The sequence below is a fragment of the Enterococcus sp. AZ196 genome, from assembly GCF_050498845.1.
GTDB classification, from domain to species: Bacteria; Bacillota; Bacilli; order Lactobacillales; family Enterococcaceae; genus Enterococcus_A; species Enterococcus_A murrayae.
In genome coordinates this window covers 1,247,336-1,264,884 of record NZ_JBIPAM010000001.1, presented here as the reverse complement: position 1 = coordinate 1,264,884, position 17,549 = coordinate 1,247,336, and the positions used below count along the sequence as shown (strand labels likewise).

The 17,549-nt window shown below is 38.9% G+C and carries 19 protein-coding genes; 18 read left to right on the top strand and 1 reads right to left on the bottom strand.

Annotated elements, in window-relative coordinates:
• The first annotated feature begins 30 nt into the window (after positions 1-30).
• The 11 genes from IGI67_RS06240 to IGI67_RS06190 all read left to right on the top strand — a co-directional run bounded on the left by IGI67_RS06240 (position 31) and on the right by IGI67_RS06190 (position 7,717).
• Positions 31-345 (top strand): hypothetical protein, encoded by a 315-nt coding sequence (locus IGI67_RS06240; protein ID WP_429957132.1) that lies wholly within the window; start codon positions 31-33, stop codon positions 343-345.
• Positions 346-574: 229 nt separating this feature from the next.
• Positions 575-2,038 (top strand): helix-turn-helix domain-containing protein, encoded by a 1,464-nt coding sequence (locus IGI67_RS06235; protein WP_429957131.1) that lies wholly within the window; start codon positions 575-577, stop codon positions 2,036-2,038.
• A 162-nt stretch (positions 2,039-2,200) separates the two neighbouring features.
• Positions 2,201-2,581, top strand: a complete 381-nt coding sequence (locus tag IGI67_RS06230; RefSeq protein ID WP_429957129.1) for a sigma-70 family RNA polymerase sigma factor — start codon at positions 2,201-2,203, stop codon at positions 2,579-2,581.
• Between the two features lie 40 nt (positions 2,582-2,621).
• On the top strand, positions 2,622-2,813 hold the full coding sequence (locus IGI67_RS06225; protein WP_429957128.1) for an RNA polymerase sigma factor: 192 nt from the start codon (positions 2,622-2,624) through the stop codon (positions 2,811-2,813).
• 215 nt (positions 2,814-3,028) lie between these two features.
• The gene (locus IGI67_RS06220; protein ID WP_429957127.1) at positions 3,029-3,229 is read left to right on the top strand and encodes a DUF3173 family protein; all 201 of its coding nucleotides are present in this window, start codon (positions 3,029-3,031) and stop codon (positions 3,227-3,229) included.
• A gap of 54 nt (positions 3,230-3,283) precedes the next feature.
• The gene (locus IGI67_RS06215) at positions 3,284-4,444 is read left to right on the top strand and encodes a tyrosine-type recombinase/integrase (RefSeq protein WP_429957126.1); all 1,161 of its coding nucleotides are present in this window, start codon (positions 3,284-3,286) and stop codon (positions 4,442-4,444) included.
• Positions 4,445-4,892: 448 nt separating this feature from the next.
• Complete coding sequence (locus IGI67_RS06210; protein ID WP_429957125.1) at positions 4,893-5,324, top strand: VOC family protein; 432 nt, start codon at positions 4,893-4,895, stop codon at positions 5,322-5,324.
• Between the two features lie 177 nt (positions 5,325-5,501).
• Positions 5,502-6,125 carry a class I SAM-dependent methyltransferase gene (locus tag IGI67_RS06205; protein WP_429957124.1) on the top strand — a complete coding sequence of 208 codons (624 nt, stop codon included), beginning with the start codon at positions 5,502-5,504 and terminating at the stop codon, positions 6,123-6,125.
• 59 nt (positions 6,126-6,184) lie between these two features.
• A complete protein-coding gene (locus IGI67_RS06200; RefSeq protein WP_429957123.1) occupies positions 6,185-6,607 on the top strand; it encodes a VOC family protein in 423 nt (140 codons plus the stop codon).
• Between the two features lie 221 nt (positions 6,608-6,828).
• Positions 6,829-7,116, top strand: a complete 288-nt coding sequence (locus tag IGI67_RS06195; protein WP_207107095.1) for a PspC domain-containing protein — start codon at positions 6,829-6,831, stop codon at positions 7,114-7,116.
• Between the two features lie 301 nt (positions 7,117-7,417).
• A complete protein-coding gene (locus IGI67_RS06190; RefSeq protein WP_429957122.1) occupies positions 7,418-7,717 on the top strand; it encodes a hypothetical protein in 300 nt (99 codons plus the stop codon).
• 126 nt (positions 7,718-7,843) lie between these two features.
• Here the strand turns inward: IGI67_RS06190 and IGI67_RS06185 are convergent, their stop codons facing one another.
• Entirely contained in the window at positions 7,844-8,530 is a 687-nt protein-coding gene (locus IGI67_RS06185; protein WP_429957121.1) for a phosphoribosylaminoimidazolesuccinocarboxamide synthase, read from the bottom strand.
• A 347-nt stretch (positions 8,531-8,877) separates the two neighbouring features.
• Between IGI67_RS06185 and IGI67_RS06180 the strand changes: the two genes are divergently transcribed.
• The 7 genes from IGI67_RS06180 to IGI67_RS06150 all read left to right on the top strand — a co-directional run bounded on the left by IGI67_RS06180 (position 8,878) and on the right by IGI67_RS06150 (position 17,537).
• Entirely contained in the window at positions 8,878-10,365 is a 1,488-nt protein-coding gene (locus IGI67_RS06180) for a PucR family transcriptional regulator ligand-binding domain-containing protein (protein WP_429957120.1), read from the top strand.
• 136 nt (positions 10,366-10,501) lie between these two features.
• Positions 10,502-11,794: a cytosine permease gene (locus tag IGI67_RS06175; protein ID WP_429957119.1), complete on the top strand. Its 1,293-nt coding sequence runs from the start codon at positions 10,502-10,504 to the stop codon at positions 11,792-11,794.
• A gap of 3 nt (positions 11,795-11,797) precedes the next feature.
• Complete coding sequence (locus IGI67_RS06170; protein ID WP_429957118.1) at positions 11,798-12,889, top strand: DUF917 domain-containing protein; 1,092 nt, start codon at positions 11,798-11,800, stop codon at positions 12,887-12,889.
• Positions 12,882-14,432 (top strand): hydantoinase/oxoprolinase N-terminal domain-containing protein, encoded by a 1,551-nt coding sequence (locus IGI67_RS06165; RefSeq protein WP_429957117.1) that lies wholly within the window; start codon positions 12,882-12,884, stop codon positions 14,430-14,432. Before IGI67_RS06170 ends, IGI67_RS06165 begins: the two co-directional genes overlap by 8 nt.
• Positions 14,433-14,768: 336 nt before the next feature.
• Positions 14,769-16,688, top strand: coding sequence for a BglG family transcription antiterminator (locus tag IGI67_RS06160; protein ID WP_429957116.1), 1,920 nt, complete (start codon positions 14,769-14,771; stop codon positions 16,686-16,688).
• 1 nt (position 16,689) lies between these two features.
• Complete coding sequence (locus IGI67_RS06155; RefSeq protein ID WP_207107087.1) at positions 16,690-17,163, top strand: fructose PTS transporter subunit IIA; 474 nt, start codon at positions 16,690-16,692, stop codon at positions 17,161-17,163.
• Positions 17,164-17,222: 59 nt separating this feature from the next.
• Positions 17,223-17,537 carry a PTS fructose transporter subunit IIB gene (locus IGI67_RS06150; RefSeq protein ID WP_207107086.1) on the top strand — a complete coding sequence of 105 codons (315 nt, stop codon included), beginning with the start codon at positions 17,223-17,225 and terminating at the stop codon, positions 17,535-17,537.
• Positions 17,538-17,549 lie beyond the last annotated feature (12 nt).

The window sequence follows — 17,549 nt, the reverse complement described above, 5'->3', positions numbered from 1 at the left end:
AAGGAAAGGATTTTCAGGAGGATAAAAGAGATGGGTTCAAGAAATTATCAGTTTCAGTCAGAGATTTATCAATCAAATCTGGAGATAGGAGGACACTACATTCCTTTATCAATGGGGATACCAAAAGAAGTCTATGAAGGGAAAGAAACCCTTCGGGTTATTTTGAATGGATTCAATTATGAAGCACGGGTAGAAAAGTTCTCATCTGATGAAAAAGAGGAGGACTTTTCTTTTTATGGATTAGGTGTGCAGGCAGACTTTCTTAAAAAAATTCAAAAAAAGACCGGAGACATCGTGGAGGTTTCCATCATTTCTAGTTTGAGAAGGGTGTATCGTGTCGTGTAAAGAAGAGAGTTTCCCCTCTTTTTCGAGGTGTTTGTTCATTTTTTTGACGAAGGTGTCCAAGTGACGTTGTCTAGTTGATGTATTCTAACGAATGTAGGGTACTTTAAAGAAAGTTTAGTGTTTGTAAATAGGGCACACACCTTCTTGACGGAAAACCATCTTACTATTTTCATTTGGCAAAAGACAAAGGTTGTCGCGCTGCTTGTCAAACTTGGAAAGGAAAAACAACATGGAAAAACTATTTGATCAATCAAAAGTGAAAAAGATGACACTGGTGCATTACATTTTATCTGGTCCGAATCAAACACGAAAAATTTCAGAGATTATACGTGACCTTAAGATGGAGCGTCGAGGAGTAAAAAAGCTTGGCGAAGAACTCATGACCGATATTCAACTTGTTGCACAGGAATCCGCAGAGTGTAGTCTGGAGCTGGACGACAACACGTATCAGCTTACTGGTCAAGTAGAGGATCTCCTTTCTCGGCTGATCTTGTATTATGGAAAACGTTCAGACCTCTTCCAACTACTTCATATGGTCGTCAAGGAAAAATCGTTTTCGATCACGGGTTATGAGGCAAGTATTCATTTAGCTTCCGGCAGCTTTTATGATAAGAAAAAGGAGCTGAATGGTTTTCTTGCAGATTATGGTTTGAAGATAGGAGCAAAACATCAATTGACAGGAGAGGAATATCCGATCCGTCAACTGTTGTTTTCTATTTACCATACTCTGTTTAAGGATATCGAGTCTCCTTTTGAAGCGTATATTCAAGCAGAGGCTCAGCAACTTTTCAACCAGCTTTTAAGCGAAGAATTGAAAGCGGTTACTCTTTGCCAAGGTGATCAGAGTAAATTGATGATGTATTTGATGATTACAGTTATTCGAATCAATAATGGCCATTTTTTGCATAAAAACAATGACCTTCTCATTCCAGGAAGACAATCGTCTTCGACGATTCCGTTCATTCAAGAACGCTTTAACCTTTCGAAGGAACGTGCAAACTTAGAATACCAGTTCATTCAATCCTTCCTGGAACTAGAAAAGATCGTCCCCTATCCAACAATGGTGTACACCGTCACTGTTATGAGGAAAATCAACCAAATTGCAGGGGACTTTCTAAAATTTTTGAACCAGTATCACATTGATGAATCGAATACGCAATTACTCTATACGATTGATTTTGCCGTTCGGAATATGTTTAAGAACGTTTTATTGAGTAGTAGTATGCGCGTAGATAGTCTGATCTATTTGAGGGAGAGCGATCTTTCTGATCAGTATCCTGTTCAGTTTAAAATTTGCCAGGCTTTTTTAGAGTCGTATTTTAAGAAGGAGCCTCTGCTTGATCCAGCACTTTTAACAAATCGTTCTTTGATGCTTCATCTGTTGACCTCGTTAGAGGCGGTCCTTGAAATAGGCAATTTACGCTATGAGGTTGCCCTGCGACTCGATTTTTATTCAGGAACGTCTTATCAGGAAAATATAAGAAATTTGATTGAGCATAAACTGAATCTTCCGATTACCATCGTCAATACAGCAGAAAAAGCACATATAGTAGTGGCAGATCATCAAGTACACCCGAAACTGGGTGAACGTGTGTTGATGTGGAACTATCCACCGACACCAACTGACTGGGAGGTGTTAACCGAATGGATTCGAGAAGAAGTGAGGAAACAGCCACCTAATAGAGACTCATAACGGACCAGACCGCTTTAACTGAACACAACAACTATATTTCTTAACGCATGGGAGCAGGCTAGGAACAAGGCTCACATGTTCCCATGTGTTTAGATGAGGATAGTCGTAGAGGATGCATCGGTTCGTAAGAACCATACATAATAAAGAAAGAAGACGAAATAAATGAAACAACATCCGAATCATTCAATAAGAGAAGCACAGCTAGTCAGTTACATTACTCGAATCATTCGAAATGCGGCAACAAACTACTACATAAAAGAAAACCGTCGCCTCCTTCGAGAATACGTAGCAGAACCTGAGAAAATGAGGACTATTTTAAACAATGAACGACTCTATCGGCAAGAAAATCAATTATCTCTTCTAGGGGGAGACCTTCTTGAAAAGCGGTTGGCAACGTTGACTGAAAAGGATTGGGAACTTCTTCGGTTGAAGTATGAACTGCAGATGACAGATAAGGAGATTGCGAAGCATTTCCATCTTTCAACGCAAGCCATCAATCGACGGAAGAATCTCATATTGATAAAGTTGAGAGAGGTAGAATAGTTGTACCATTGAGCGTTATTAAGAAACGAGGGGATCACTTATGAGAGATGTGTATTCATTGGTGTTGCGAATGAAAAGAGGGGATGATCGGGCTTTTGAGGTGATCGTGAAACGTTTTGCGCCAGTACTGAAAGCCAATTCCAGCAGAAGGGGATACTTCGAAGAGGATTGTTATCAAGAATGTCTAATTAAGTTGTACAAGGGGTTAAAAAGGTACGAAAAAATAAATTAAAAAAAGGATGAGAGCAGTTGCTTTTTGGTGTGCATAAATTGTTTTTAGTTATAGAGAAAGAAAATAGCACTGAAATTCGATTTGTGTTATTCGTTCATTGACAACTGAATAGAAATATCATTCAAAGAAAACTAGCGATGTGTTCAATATTAAAATTCTTAGAAGAGAAATTAGAATTTTTTAGAGTAACGTAAACCTAAATGAGAGGAGAAATTATGGAAAAACGTTTTGAGATTATGGTAAGCGCTAAAGAATTAGTAGAACTTGGTTTTAAACCATATCAAGCAAAACAAATGATAAGAAAATGCAAAGAATACTTAGCCAAAAATGAAGGAGTAGATTTTTACAGAAACCGTCAAGTAAGGGTCGTTCCTGCAAGAATAATAGAAAAATTATTTAATATACAAATTACATAGGACGATCTATAATGACAGTAGACTTATTTCCCTTTAAAAAGAGGGGAAGTTCAAATGGCTAAGATTAGGAATGTGTATCAGGATAAGGCAACAAAGATGTGGCTTTTTCGGGCATATCTAGGACTAGACAAGAACGGGAAAAAGATTCAAAAGACTAAGAGGGGGTATTTAACTCAAAAAGAAGCAAAAGAAGCATATGATAAATTCATGCTTCAGTTTGGCAATTATCAAACTAGCTCACCGCAACTTCAAGCTGCAAAACAAATGACTTTCGAGGAGTTCTATAAGTTTAGGTTTGTAAGGTGGTATGAGAAACAGGTCAAAAGTCAGACATATGAGAACGCTCAATTTATCTTTGAAAAAAAACTAGTCGCTTTTTTTAAGATGAAGATCATGGATATAACAAGTCATGATATAGAGGAGTGGATGAATGAACTAAGCCATACTGTGACAAAAAATTCTAGGAACAGTACTGACTTTAAAACGTTATCGAACTCGTATGTAAACAGAATTTTAGGACATTTGAAGATAGTTTTAGATAGAGCTGTCAAAGAAGGGATTATTGATAAGAGCCCGGCTGATAGTGTATCTCCATTCAAGAAAAGGAACAATAAAGTTGATTTTTGGGAAGTTGATGAGTTTCAACGAGTGATGGATACTATACCTGAAAATTCGATTCAGAATCACCAGCGAAAAATCACATTTGAGATGCTTTTCTATACGGGAATGAGAATTGGAGAGTATCAAGCATTGATGTGGGAAAATGTTGACCTTCGACGTAACCTGATAACAATAGATAAAACACTAGTCTATAAGACAAAGAACGATTGGTATCTTTCAACTCCAAAGACAGATAAATCTTATAGAACAATCGGTATTGGAGTAAATTTGAGCAAAAAATTGAGAAAATGGAAACAGTTACAACAAAAAGTTGGGAGATTTCAATATGTTTCCCAGTTAGATGGGACATTTACACCATCCTATTCATTTTCTAATTGGCTTAAGCAGTATGCAAGAGAAGCTAATGTTAGACCTATTAAGCTTCATGCGCTGAGACATTCTCATGTAGCAATGTTAATTGAACAGAATATACAGCCTCTGATTATTCAAGAACGTTTGGGTCATGCAAATATACAAATAACTCTTGGGACATATGGACATTTATATGCAAAATCAGATAAGCAAGTAGTAAATTTGTTAGACAAAATAATTTAGTTTAGTGTTATTTCGAAATAATTTATTCACAGTTTTGAAGACATTCTACCAGTTTTCTACCAATTAGTTCTTTTTAAGTTGTTATATCAACGATTCTCGACAAGATTTCGTAAATAAGATGTATCGGAAGTAGTGTGAGAACGTTGCTTGTTCTAGACTTTCGATGTAAACACAAACGATTCTATAAAATATATTCAGTTGTCTAATGGAGTTCTGATCAAAATTTATTAATATTGGAAGTAAGAGATAAGCTGATATTTCGCTTGTCTCTTTTTTTTTAAATCCTTTAAGCAGAAAAAATGTTCGAGGATTTTCAAGAAAGTACTATTGGAAATGTCTATCCGAATTCATCGGGAATCAGTTTCTAGCGCTACAAAAATAGAAATGATAAACTCTATATATGTGAAGGCGATGAGGAATGTATCAGAACGAAGATGGAGGGAACAGGATGATTAAAGGTACGGAGATTGATTTTGTTGTTAAAAATAGTATAGCTGCCTTGGATTTATATAAGGAAATTTTTGAACTCGAAGTGGTTGAGGTGACAGATTATCCTGAAGGAAGCAATGAGGCTGTTTTTAACTTATATAACACACGGTTTCATATGTTAGATGCGAATTCTGATTATGGATTAAAGGCTCCAGACAAAGAGCATCCAAATACGATCTGGTTCAATATCGCGGTTGAAGATATTGAAAAAACACATGCTGCGGCTTTAGATAAAGGCTGTACGGAGATTCAGCCTATCACTCAGATGATGGAAGGTGCTGTCGAAAATTCAATTTTTGTTGATCCATTTGGTTATATGTGGATGCTGCATCAAATACATGAAGAATTAAGCTTTGAAGAACGAACGGACATATTGGAAAAAGAGATGTAGAGCTAAGCTGTAGAAATTGCTTTTAAAAAATATATGAAAGAGAACGAGGGACAGAAAAAACTGTCCCTCTTTTTCTATGTAAAATTGTTTCAAAGTCAATGAGTTGGGAGAATCTGCTATCAGAGAAGAGTTATGTGATATTATTTATACTAAACTATGAGTCGGAAAGGAAAATGAATGAAGTTTATTTTGTTGATACTTTTATTCTTACTGGTACTGTACGTCATGTATAAGTATTTGTTGCAGCAATCAAAGGAGCCATCTGGTCTGATGGGCAAGCTCATGATGAAATTATGGAATAAGGTTTATTTGCCTATGGCTAAATGGTGCCTATCGTTTTTAGAGGCAAAAGAATTTTCCAATGTCTTAGATATAGGTGTTGGTAATGGAGCAACGACGAAGTATATTAGCGAGACATTCGTTTCGAGTTCTATAATTGGAATAGATATTTCGAAAGCAGCGATTGAGCAAGCTCGCAGGCACAATGCGGCTAATAACGTAACATTTGATGTGATGGATGTAAGCAACACGGCATTTCCGATGAATCATTTTGATTTAGTTTGTGCATTTCAAAATCATTTTCATTGGAAGGATCTGAGAGGCAGTTTTTTAGAAATCAGCAGAATACTTTCCAATAAAGGTGTTTTTCTAATTGGGTGTGAGTACTCAAAAATAAGCTATTTCTTACCAGAGTTGAAAGAAAGTCATTCTTTTGAAACATTTCTGGGTGACTTGGGGTTCCAATTGATACAGGTAAAAAGGCAAAGAGACTGGATTTTTTACAAAATCAGAAAAATATAGTGCAGTAAACCGAGGAGTACTATCCATAATAAATAAAAAAATGAATGGGGAGATCGTTGATGAAGCAAAGTATTGTTCATATCGCTTTAGTTGTAGAGGATTATGATGAGGCGATTGCGTTTTACACGAATAAGTTTGATTTTAAGCTGATAGAGGATACTTATCAGGCAGAACAGGATAAGAGATGGGTAGTTGTCTCTCCAAAGGGATCAAATGGAACGACAATCTTGTTAGCCAAAGCCTCCAAGCCAATTCAAAAGGATTTTATTGGAAATCAAGCTGGCGGCAGAGTGTTTCTATTTCTGGGAACGGATGATTTTCAACGGGACTATCAACAGATGTTGTCAAAAGGAATTGAATTTGTCAGAGAGCCAAAAAAAGCGGATTATGGAACAGTGGCGGTCTTTAAAGACTTGTATGGCAATCTTTGGGATCTGGTGCAGTTTGATGAAAAGCATCCGATGAGTAATCGAATATTTTGAGAGCAGCCTTTAGATAGACGCTAAGCTTAGAAAAAATCATACTTAATGACTAGAGTGAAAATACTCCTTTTGACCTATGACGAATCGTTAAATTTTCAGCATAATATAAGACATAAGAGAGAAACACATCGCGAGTGGAAAAGCAGGAGTTCAACGATTGATTGAGTTCCTTCAAAAACGATCTTGAATAAATTAGGGAAATGAAAAAGGAGAGAAACACAATGACAAATAGAATGATGAAATCAAAAAACAATCGGGTATTAACAGGAACTTTAGCTGGAATCGCAGAATATTTTGGCGTTGATCCAACCATCGCACGTGTAATATATGTCTTTGCCAGCATCACTTTGATCGGGGCACCAATCTTGCTTTACATTTTACTGTCGGTGCTCATTCCTTCGTCTGATAGCAGCAGCTCGAGCTTTGAATACTATTCAAGCCGTTCAACAGGCTCTGCTCAGCCGAATCAAGCAGAAACAGTCGCAGATGATTGTTGGGGTGACTTCTAAAATAATGCTCGATTTATTAAGAGCTTAATTATAAAAACGAAAGGACAGATTGCTTAAGGTGATCTGTTCTTTTTTGGGGAAATGGTTGAGGATCAGCGAAGTGAGTAGAAGAGTAATGGTGACAAAAAAGGCTTCAATACTTGGCCTTGTGCGCTTTTATCAAAAGAAAACTTTGGTTCATTGTAAAGGCTGTATGAGTATACAACTAAAGTTTGAGTGGAAGTTCAGTTTCAAGGTTGATTCTATTCGCCTCTTTACTTGTTATATTTGAAAAAAGAGAAAAGGAATGGAGTTGTTTTAAATGAAAAAAATGGGTGTTGTGATTTTTAACGTATTGGTGGCTTCTTGGGTATTGTTTACGATTTATGTAGTGATGGCTAGTATCTGGTTTTCTGCAGGGATGCTTGCTATTTCACCACTTCTAGTTATTGGGGCGGCGGTACTTAATTTACAAAGCTTCTTTATCATTAATTTTATCCTGAGCGTATGTTTCTCATTAGGAATGATTGTTATGCTGCCTGTGATGATCAAAGGAACAAAGGCTGTACAATCACTAATTTCAGAATATTTCGTACAAATGAGTCACATTTGGCATTCATAATTGGTGGCTTCAGTTGGTCTTTGTATTAGCAAGGGATCAAGTACGATTGTTAAATCAAAAAACACAACTTCGCAGCTTTTGTGAAGTTGTGTTTTTTTGATTTAAGTTTTCTGAGTTTATTTTTGCTTATTGAATTTTATCCAAGATCAATTGTGCACAGTCAATTTGGTTAGGGATGTTGCCTTCTTCATCTTTGACGCGCCAAATATCTGGCGTGATTTCATCGACGACATACATTTTTCCATCGTTGTCGTAGCCAATCTCAATTTTGAAATCAATCAAGGTCAAGTTCATTTCAGCTAGAGCATCTTTAAGAACTGCGCCTACTTTTGTTAGAATGTCGAGTGCTTCGTCGTATTGTCCAGGACTAAGGATGCCTTTCATTTGGCATAAGCGGTCAGTAATCAGTGGATCGCCCTGCTCATCGTCTTTTAGTGTTACTTCTAAATAAGGCGGGTCAAAAGGTAATCCCTCAGGCAAAGTGAATCGGCGACACATACTGCCAGCGGTAAAATAGCGTAACACAAATTCCAAGTTCGGAACGGTTAGTTGGCGAACTTTCATTACGCCTTTTTCGATATCGGCATCAAGATAGTGAGTAGGAATCCCGTTTTTCTCCATCAACTCAAAAAAGTATTTAGAAACCGTTAGACCAATCTTTCCTTTACCGTCAACGCTGCCGCCGACTGTGTTGGAGCCTGGATCAAAAACGCCGTCTTCGCCAGTCGCACTGTCTTTAAATAATAAGTAAACTTCCTTGTTTTCTTCATCTAGTAAGACTGTTTTTGTTTTGCCATCGTACAATTCTTTCATATTTTCCCGCCTTCTCTGAAATATCCAGTGTTTTCAAAAATGATAACATTGGATTTTTTTTCTGTCGATGCTTTTTCGGATTTCAGTCTAAAAAAAGTGAGTAAAGTTCGGATTTAGCTGATAATTGATGCTAAAGGCGTTTTAAAGAATTTATTGGTATTATATTGTTCGTATTTTATTGAATTGATCGGAATTAAAATAGGAGAGTTTGATCGGTTAAGCGATGGGGAAGCAACACAGGAAAAACATTTCAGCGGATGATAAATAAAAAAATTATGAATAAAAAATGATAATTCTTTCATTGTTTGGTAAAATAGTCCCAATGTTTCAGGAATGGAGGGACGCATTTGAATATTCAGGATATGTTGAAGCTGCCTTCAATGAAGGGGGCTAAGATCGTTGCAGGTGTGGAGCAGCGACATCGTTTAGTCACTACGATTTCTGTTTTAGAGGTGTCTGAACCAGAGCTGTACAGCCAGATGCCGCTTAAGGGAGAATACTCTGGAAATGAGCTAGTTTTGACGTCATTTGCCCAAATTGCAGAAGATGTGGAGAAGCAGCTGGAGATTATTTCTATTTTGCATCAACATAGTCAGCTAGGAATTGTCCTTTATTATGTGGGTCTCATCATTCCTCAAGTTTCTGAAAAAGTTATTGCTAAAATGAATGAGCTGGGAATGGTCTTGATTCTGATGCCGATGAAGCGGATGGACTTAAGATACAGTGAAGTGATTTCTGAAGTATTGTCATATATCAACGAAGAAGAAGCGGAACTCGATCAGCAGCAGGATATCTTGCTGGAGACGATTCGTCAATTGCCAGCACCTCACCAAATCGAAACAGGCTTGAGTATTTTATCGGATAAATTGAAGTGCAGTCTCTTCATTAAAAGTGCTGAAAATGAAGTGCTGCTGTCAAAAGCTTGGCCAAGAAGCTTAGACGCCACTTTACGACAGTCTATCGCTCACAAAGAAATGAATCCATCAAAAAAGAATGCGCCAATAGAATTAAATCGAATCTTTTATTTCCAAACCGATATTTCTTTAGCAATGCCCACATTGAGTCATCAATACTTTTTGACGCTTTTTAGAAAAAAGCCTTTGAGTGAAAACCAGCTAGCGGGCATCAAAACAATCGTTGAAAAAACGATCAAGTATTTTGGTGAAGAGCAGTTGTTGAATACTGGGCAGCAGTTTTTCTCTGCTTGTCAAACGGGAGATTTCTATACCGCTGCGTTGTTAGCCCAAAGAGCTGGGATCGATCCAGAGGCACCGCTGACTTTATATTGCTTACAAAGAAAAGATCCTGCAGCGCCTAGGGAGAGTTCTCCTTCGAATGGAATCAGCTACAAAGAAAGAGATCGGGAATGGATAGTTGGAAATAGGGAGGAAAAAAAAGCTCATAGGGTTCTTCCAATATACGATCCAATGGAAGATACGCTTTTTATCAGCAGAGAGCTGTCAGGTGTATTGGCGATTGCTCAACAAATGAAAGCCATGGATGAACAGATCGAGGAGGCCAAGCGGGTCTTTCCTAAAAAGCATTGTTTTTATCCAGAGGAGCTCTATTTGCTGAAGGATGTCACACCAGAAACGGAATCAGTCTTTTTGGAGCGCTACTTGGATAAAGAATCGATCGACACGCTGGCTGTGTATTTCTTGGATTGTAACGAGAGTATAAAAGCTACTTCTGATTTTCTTTTTTTGCATAATAATACGATTAAGTACCGCTTGAAACGAGCACAGGAGCGTTTGGGATTATCTTTTTCTCATACTGCCTCACGCTATTTGTTGATTAAAAATTTGATTTATTTCCGTAAGTATACAGATAAATAGCGATGGGAAGCCTGCTTTGTCATTTTCGACAAAGCGGCTTCTTATATTTTGTCCTAATAACATAGTCATAATTTTCTCACTTCGCTATAATGATAAAATATTTATTTGTCAGAATATTCAGAAATGAGGGGAATAGATGGAAGAAGTAGTTGAAACAAATTCGGGAAATTATGAAAGAGAACGGGTACCTGAGAAGGAGCGGAAGCGCTGGTTGTCCATCAGCATGGTCTGGATCGCTATCGGTATTGATTTGTCTGGGATGTTCATGGGAGTCGCCCTGTCACAAGGTATGCACTTTTGGACGGCTATCTCTGCGGTAATGATTGGTTCAGTGATCTTAGGAGTATTAGCGATTGGGACAGCCTATATTGGAGCAAAAGCGGGATTGTCTACTGGAATGATTTCTCGAGTAGCCTTCGGTAAGAGTGGTGCTTCATTGATGGGAGCGATCATGGGGATTTCTTCTCTTGGCTGGTTTGGTGTGCAAATTGGCTTTTTCGCTGAAAATATAGGTGCGGCGATCCAGCAGTTGACAGGAACGGATATGCCTTCATGGCTGCTCTCACTGATTGGCGGCGGACTGATGATGTTATCTGCTTTTTGGGGTTACCAAGCGATTGAAAAGCTTTGTACCTACTCTGTTCCTCTATTAGCAGCTTTGATCATTATTGCAACGATCATGTCTCTTAACAGCAACGGTTCCTCTAGATTGGCAAGTGCGCCTCAAGGCTCACCGATTTCTTTTGGTTTGGCCGTTTCTTTAGTGATTGGCGTGTATATGGTCGGAGTCGTTATGGCACCAGACGTTGCGAGATGGGCGCAGAATCCTAAGCAGGCGATGATTGCCGGTTTTGTCGGATTTACGATTGGAAATAGCTTTATGATCATCATCTCATTGATTTTAGTTAAAGTGATGAACACGGCTGATCTTACTGCTGTATTTTTCACTTTAGGATTAGGAATTCCTTCTATTTTAGTTCTGACCTTAGCTCAATGGACAACAAATACAAACAATCTTTATTCAGCCTCATTGGATTTTTCAATTGTCTTTAAAAAAGTCAATCCTAAGATTATCACGGTTATTTGCGGAACCTTAGGAATACTGATGGCGATGTTCGGGATTTATGGTATGTTTGAAAACTTTTTATCTATTATCACGGTGTTAGTCTCGCCGATTGCGGGTATTTACATGATTGATTATTTCTTTTACACAGAAAAGTATGACTTCTCATATGAGGAAAACTTGAAGGATTATTATCCCACGTCGCTCTTTTCATGGGTAGTAGGCAGTACAGTAGCGTTTATGACCAGTCAACCGCCTGCTGGGTTCGGCTTGTTTACCTTGACGAATGTATCGGCGTTGGATGGTATTTTAGCGGCAGGAATCTGCTACTTCATTATTACGAAATTGACTAAAGGACGGGAATAATTCATGGAATGGATCACTGCGGAAGATTTAGAAAATATTGCGATTGGCGCTACATTGTTAGGAACTGGAGGCGGAGGGGACCCTTTTGTCGGAAAGTTGATGGCTTTGCAAGCGATCCAGAAGTATGGACCAGTCAGAGTTTTAACGGTAGAGGAACTTGAGGATGAAGCGTTGGTGATGCCTGTAGGTTCTATCGGTGCTCCCTCTGTTTCTAATGAGAAGATTGCCTCGGAAGAAGAGGTCTATGGGCCAGCCGAAGTTCTGAAGGATTTTTTCCCTGAACGGACGCAAGCAATCATGCCGATTGAAATTGGCGGAGGAAACTCTTTATTACCGATTGCTTGTGCGGCGAAGATGGGGCTGCCGATCGTTGACGCTGATGCGATGGGTCGTGCATTTCCCGAATCGCAAATGGTGACCTTCTTTTTGAAGGGCTATCAACCAGAAATCGTCGCAATGGCAGACAGCCAAGGAAATCGAATCGTCTATTATCCGAAGGACGGTGAATGGTCTGAAAAGATCGCTCGCGCTGTCACGGACGTTATGGGTGGTAATGCCAATATGGTCGACAATGTTTTTTCTGGGAAAATCGTTAAAGAATGCGGGATTCGCGGGACATTGAGCTTGGCGAAGGAAATCGGCGAGGAGTTAACTACGTTAAATGAGTCAGTTCCTCCAGTCGAAAGATTACTGGAGCGTTTAGCCGGATTTTCTTTGTTTGAAGGGAAAATCAGTCATATTGAACGAAACGTTGCAGGCGGCTTTACGCGAGGAAGAGCTGCGTTTACCGGAATCAATCACAATAAAGGCGAAAAGCTGGAAATTCTTTTCCAAAATGAACTGCTGCTGGCTAAAAAGGATGGAGTTGTTCTAGCCTCCACACCGGATTTGATTTGTGCGTTGGATTATGAAACAGGACGGCCGATTACAACAGAAACACTGCGCTATGGCGCGCGTATTCATGTGATTGCGTTACCTTGTGATTCAAAATGGCGGACAAAAAAGGGGCTTGAGGTGGCTGGTCCCAAATATTTTGGTTATGAAGTAGACTACAAACCAGTGGAAGAATTGATGGGAGAAAAGGCGCATGTATAGATTAGGGATCGATGTTGGCGGGACAAATACAGATTGCGCGATTTTAGATGAAGAGTTGCGCTGCGTAGGGAAAATCAAGAGTCCTACAATGGATGATGTCAGTGAAGGCATTGATATTGCCATTCAAAAGATTTTACAGGAAACAAAGATTCCGACAGAAAAAATCAGTGTCGTAATGCTAGGAACGACTCATTGCACGAATGCGATTGTCCAACGAAAAGAGCTGAGCAAGATTGGAATCATTCGTTTAGCGAAGCCGGCTACGACAGCAGTTGCTCCAATGATTGGCTGGCCAGAAGATCTAGCAAGTAAAATGATGGCTCAATCTGCAATTGTCTCAGGCGGCTATGAGTACAACGGAAATAAGATCGCTGAAGTGGACGAAGAGGAGATTCGACAAGTTTGTCAGCAGATGAAGGGCAAGGTCGAAGCGGTCGCGGTAGTAGGTGTTTTTTCTCCTGTAAATAGCGAACAAGAAAAACAGGCAGCAAGGATCGTTGAACAAGAGCTCGGTGTTCCAGTAACGTTATCTAGTGAGATCGGCTCAGTTGGATTATTGGAAAGAGAAAATGCGAGTATCTTGAACGCAGCACTTACCCAAACGATCATTAAAATGATTCAGGGCTTAAAACAAGCATTGAGTAATAATCAGATCACTGCGGATGTATTTATTTGTCAAAATGACGGAACATTGATGGATTTGGAAAAAGCACTGAGCTACCCGGTGTTGACAATCGGCTGCGGCCCAACCAACTCCATTCGAGGAGCGGCGCATTTAAGTCGTTTGGAGGATGCTTTAGTTGTCGATGTTGGGGGAACCACTACTGATATCGGTGTGTTGAAAAAAGGATTTCCTCGAGAATCTTCACTAGCCACACTTATCGGCGGTATTCGAACCAACTTTCGCATGCCAGATGTTCTTTCGATTGGATTAGGCGGTGGAACAATTATTCATTTAGCAGAGGAACTTACTGTTGGTCCAGAAAGCTTAGGCTATCGTATCTTGGAAGAAAGCTTGTCCTTTGGCGGCACGACTTTGTGTGCAACTGATATCGCAATCGCGAATCAAACAGATCATCCAGTTACTGGTGCTATTTCTCAAGAGCTGGACACCGCATTGATCAGCGAGTCCAAAAAGAAAATAAAAGAGCTGATTGAAGATGCAATTGATCAGATGAAAACAGATAGCACAGAAATACCAGTTATTTTAGTTGGAGGCGGAAGCATTATTTTGCCTAAAGAGATGAATGGTGTTTCACAGGTGCTCGTTCCAGAGAATTATGATGCGGCTAATGCGATTGGAGCTGCCTTGGGAGAAGTTTCAGGTGAGGTAAACTCTGTGTATTCATTAGAAAAACAAACGCAAGAGGAGACAGTGGCGATAGCCATCGCCGCGGCGGAACAGGAAGCGATCCGCTCAGGAGCTTCCAAAGACTCGCTTAAAACAATCTTTGTAGAAGTGATTCCTTTAGCCTATTTACCCAAGCAGGCGGTTAATATCAAAGTCAAAGTTGCTGGCAAGTTAGATTTTGTCACAAGTTGATCGATTTTCATAAAAATATGAGAATAATTAATTGCTTAGAAGATGCTTTCGTCTTCTAAGCTTTTTTTGCTTGAAAGAAAAACTTATCATTGGATTGGAACAGGAAAAACAAATGACCTCTACTTTATGGTCGGTTGTTTTTTTGAATGGATGAATGCGTTATTGCAACAAAATCAGAGGTTTCTCTGCAACAAGTATCTTGGATGTTGTAGCGACTTGTTGCAATGAAATGTAATATCTAAAATCAAATACTCAAACTATAATAAGGTCATGATCATGATAACGCTATCAAAAATTAAGGCCTTTATTTCAGATAGTAAGGAAGTGTTTATCATTATGCTTACAAAAAGACAAAAAGAGTTACTGGAGTTGCTGATGCAACAAAGTGACTTTCAGACAGTAGGATATTTTGCCAGTCAACTGGGTGTTTCTAAACGAACAACGCATAGTGAGCTGGGGATCATTGACGAATATCTCCAAAGCTCGGGAGAATATCTTGAAAAAAAGCGCGGTGTCGGCGTCGCGCTGAAACGTTTCAAAGAAGTTGGCGTGATCAGAGAAAAAAATGAAGGAAGTGACATCTACAATACGTTCAATCGCAGAATTGAAATTTTGAACCTCTTGCTTTTTAAAGAGAAGGTGGTCAGTTTTAACTATTTGTCTGAGTGCTTCATGGTGAGCAAAACCTCTATCATCAAGGATTTTGAGTTCATTATGAAGATTTTGAATGTCGGCTCCGAGATCAAATTGTGCAGTGATGTTCATGGAACTTCACTGATAGGGACAGAAGAAGACATTCAAAAAGCGATGCTTCAGTTCAATCGCTACTTGTTAAGTAATTCTGAGATTTATTTAGACGAAGATATTGCTGAGAAAATTAAATTATTGAACGATTACTACGGGGAGACCTTGATCAGCGCTTGCTCGAATATTTTATATACGTATATTCGAGAAAATGTAAATGCGATTTCTGATTACTATGTGCAAAATATCTTGAGTATTTTTATCATCTTAGTTTATCGGATAGCTAATGGGCATCACATTGAAGAACATCAACAAGCGGATGCTAATGAAGCGATGATTTTCTTTGAAGAAAGCGCGGTCCGAATGCTGCATAAAGCAGCTTTGCGTTTGGAGCTGTCTTATACAAATGAGGATGTTCACTATTTATCCTTGCAGCTGATTTCAAATCGCTTTGAAACATTACCAGATGATGAAATTGACGAAGTGATCGTTGAACGACTGCTTGCTAGAGTATCGGCAGCCTTGAACATTGATTTTGCCGGTGATCAAAAGCTGGAGGAACAGCTAAAAAATCATATTCCGCCAATGATCTATCGGTTAAAAACAAACAACAAAACAGAAAATCCCTTTACCACTCAGATCAAAAACGAGTTCTCCTTGACCTTCAATGTTATTTGGGTCGTGCTTAGCGGCTATGAAGAAGAGTTAGGCATTAGTTTTAATGAAGATGAGATTGCTTTTTTGACTATGTATTTTCAGGCCGCAATCGAACGAGCACGGATGAATCGAAAAATTTTGATCGTTTGTCAAATGGGGATTGCTACTTCGGAGCTGCTGATCAATCGAATAAAAAGTATCTTGCCTTCATTGGATACATTTGAAGTTGCTTCCGTTGCTGAAGTAGAACAACTGGCCATTGATGAATATGATTTGATCATTTCTACAACTAAGATTGACATACCTGAAAAAGAAGTGATCCAGGTCTCGCCATTTTTGACGAAAGAGGACATAGAACGTATAAAAACCTCAAATTTATTGCCTGATACAGATGAAAAAGTGATCGATTTAGTCCGAGCACATCATCTGATGAAATTTGTCGCTAAAGAATTTATTTTTGTAAATACGGATTTTACTTCTAAGGAAGAGTTGATCGAACAGATTGGGACCCTTTTAGTTGAGAAGAATTTTGTGGATCGGCAATTTATTCAAACTGTTCAAGAACGAGAAGCATTGGGCGGCACTGATCTCCCTTCTGGAACAGCAGTTCCTCACGGCAATTCAACAGCGGTCAATAAAACGATCATCGTTTTGATAAAGAACAAAAAGAAATTTAAATGGAATAAATACTATGTCGATCTGATCTTTTTGATTTGTATTGCGAAAGAGGATACGTATCAAACAAGAAATATTCTATCGGATATTTATAACATCATTGACAATGGTGAACAATTAAAACAATTGCGGGAAGCAACCTCAAACGAAGGGGCATTCAGAAAACTTGGGAGTGATTAGTGTGGATAACGTGCAGGAGAGCGGCAGAAGTGTCATTACGAATGATTTAATTTTTTTAGACAGTGATTTGGATAATCAAGATGAGGTCATACAGCATATTGTTGACGTTGCAGAATTTATTGGATACGTGGAGGATTCGGAAATCTTGTTTCAGGCAGTCAAGAAGCGAGAACAAGAAGTTTCTACTGCGATCGGTTATGGTATCGCGATTCCCCATGGAAAAAATGAAACCGTTTTGCAGCCCTTCATCGCCTTTGTCAGAACCAATAAAGGCTTTCACTGGATCCAGGAAAGTGATGACAAAGTTCAACTGGTCTTTCTAATTGGCGTTCCTAAAAACAGTGAGGGAACAATGCATCTAAAATTCATTTCACAGTTAAGTAAGAAGCTATTAGACGAGACGTTTAGAGAAAAATTATTGACAGAGACAGATAAAAACAATGTATATGAACAATTACGCTCGATTGACATTTAGAAAGTGTCAGTATCAAAACTTAAAATGAGTGAATGAATAGGAATATGGAGGCTTTTAGAATGAAAGTAGTAGCAGTTACAGCATGTCCAACAGGGATCGCGCATACGTATATGGCGCAAGAAGCTATTGAAAAGGAATGTAGAAAACGTGGTTATGAAGTGCAGGTAGAGACACAAGGCAGTATGGGGATCGAAAATGAGCTGGAACAGGAAACGATCGATCAGGCGGATGTTTTGATCTTGGCTGTTGCAATCGATGTGGAAGATAGTGAACGCTTTGAAGAGAAAATAGATACAGGAAAAACCTTGTCTGTCGATCCGGGAGACATCATCAAGTATCCTGCCAAATATCTTGATGCAGCAGAAAAACTATAGGGGGAAAATATA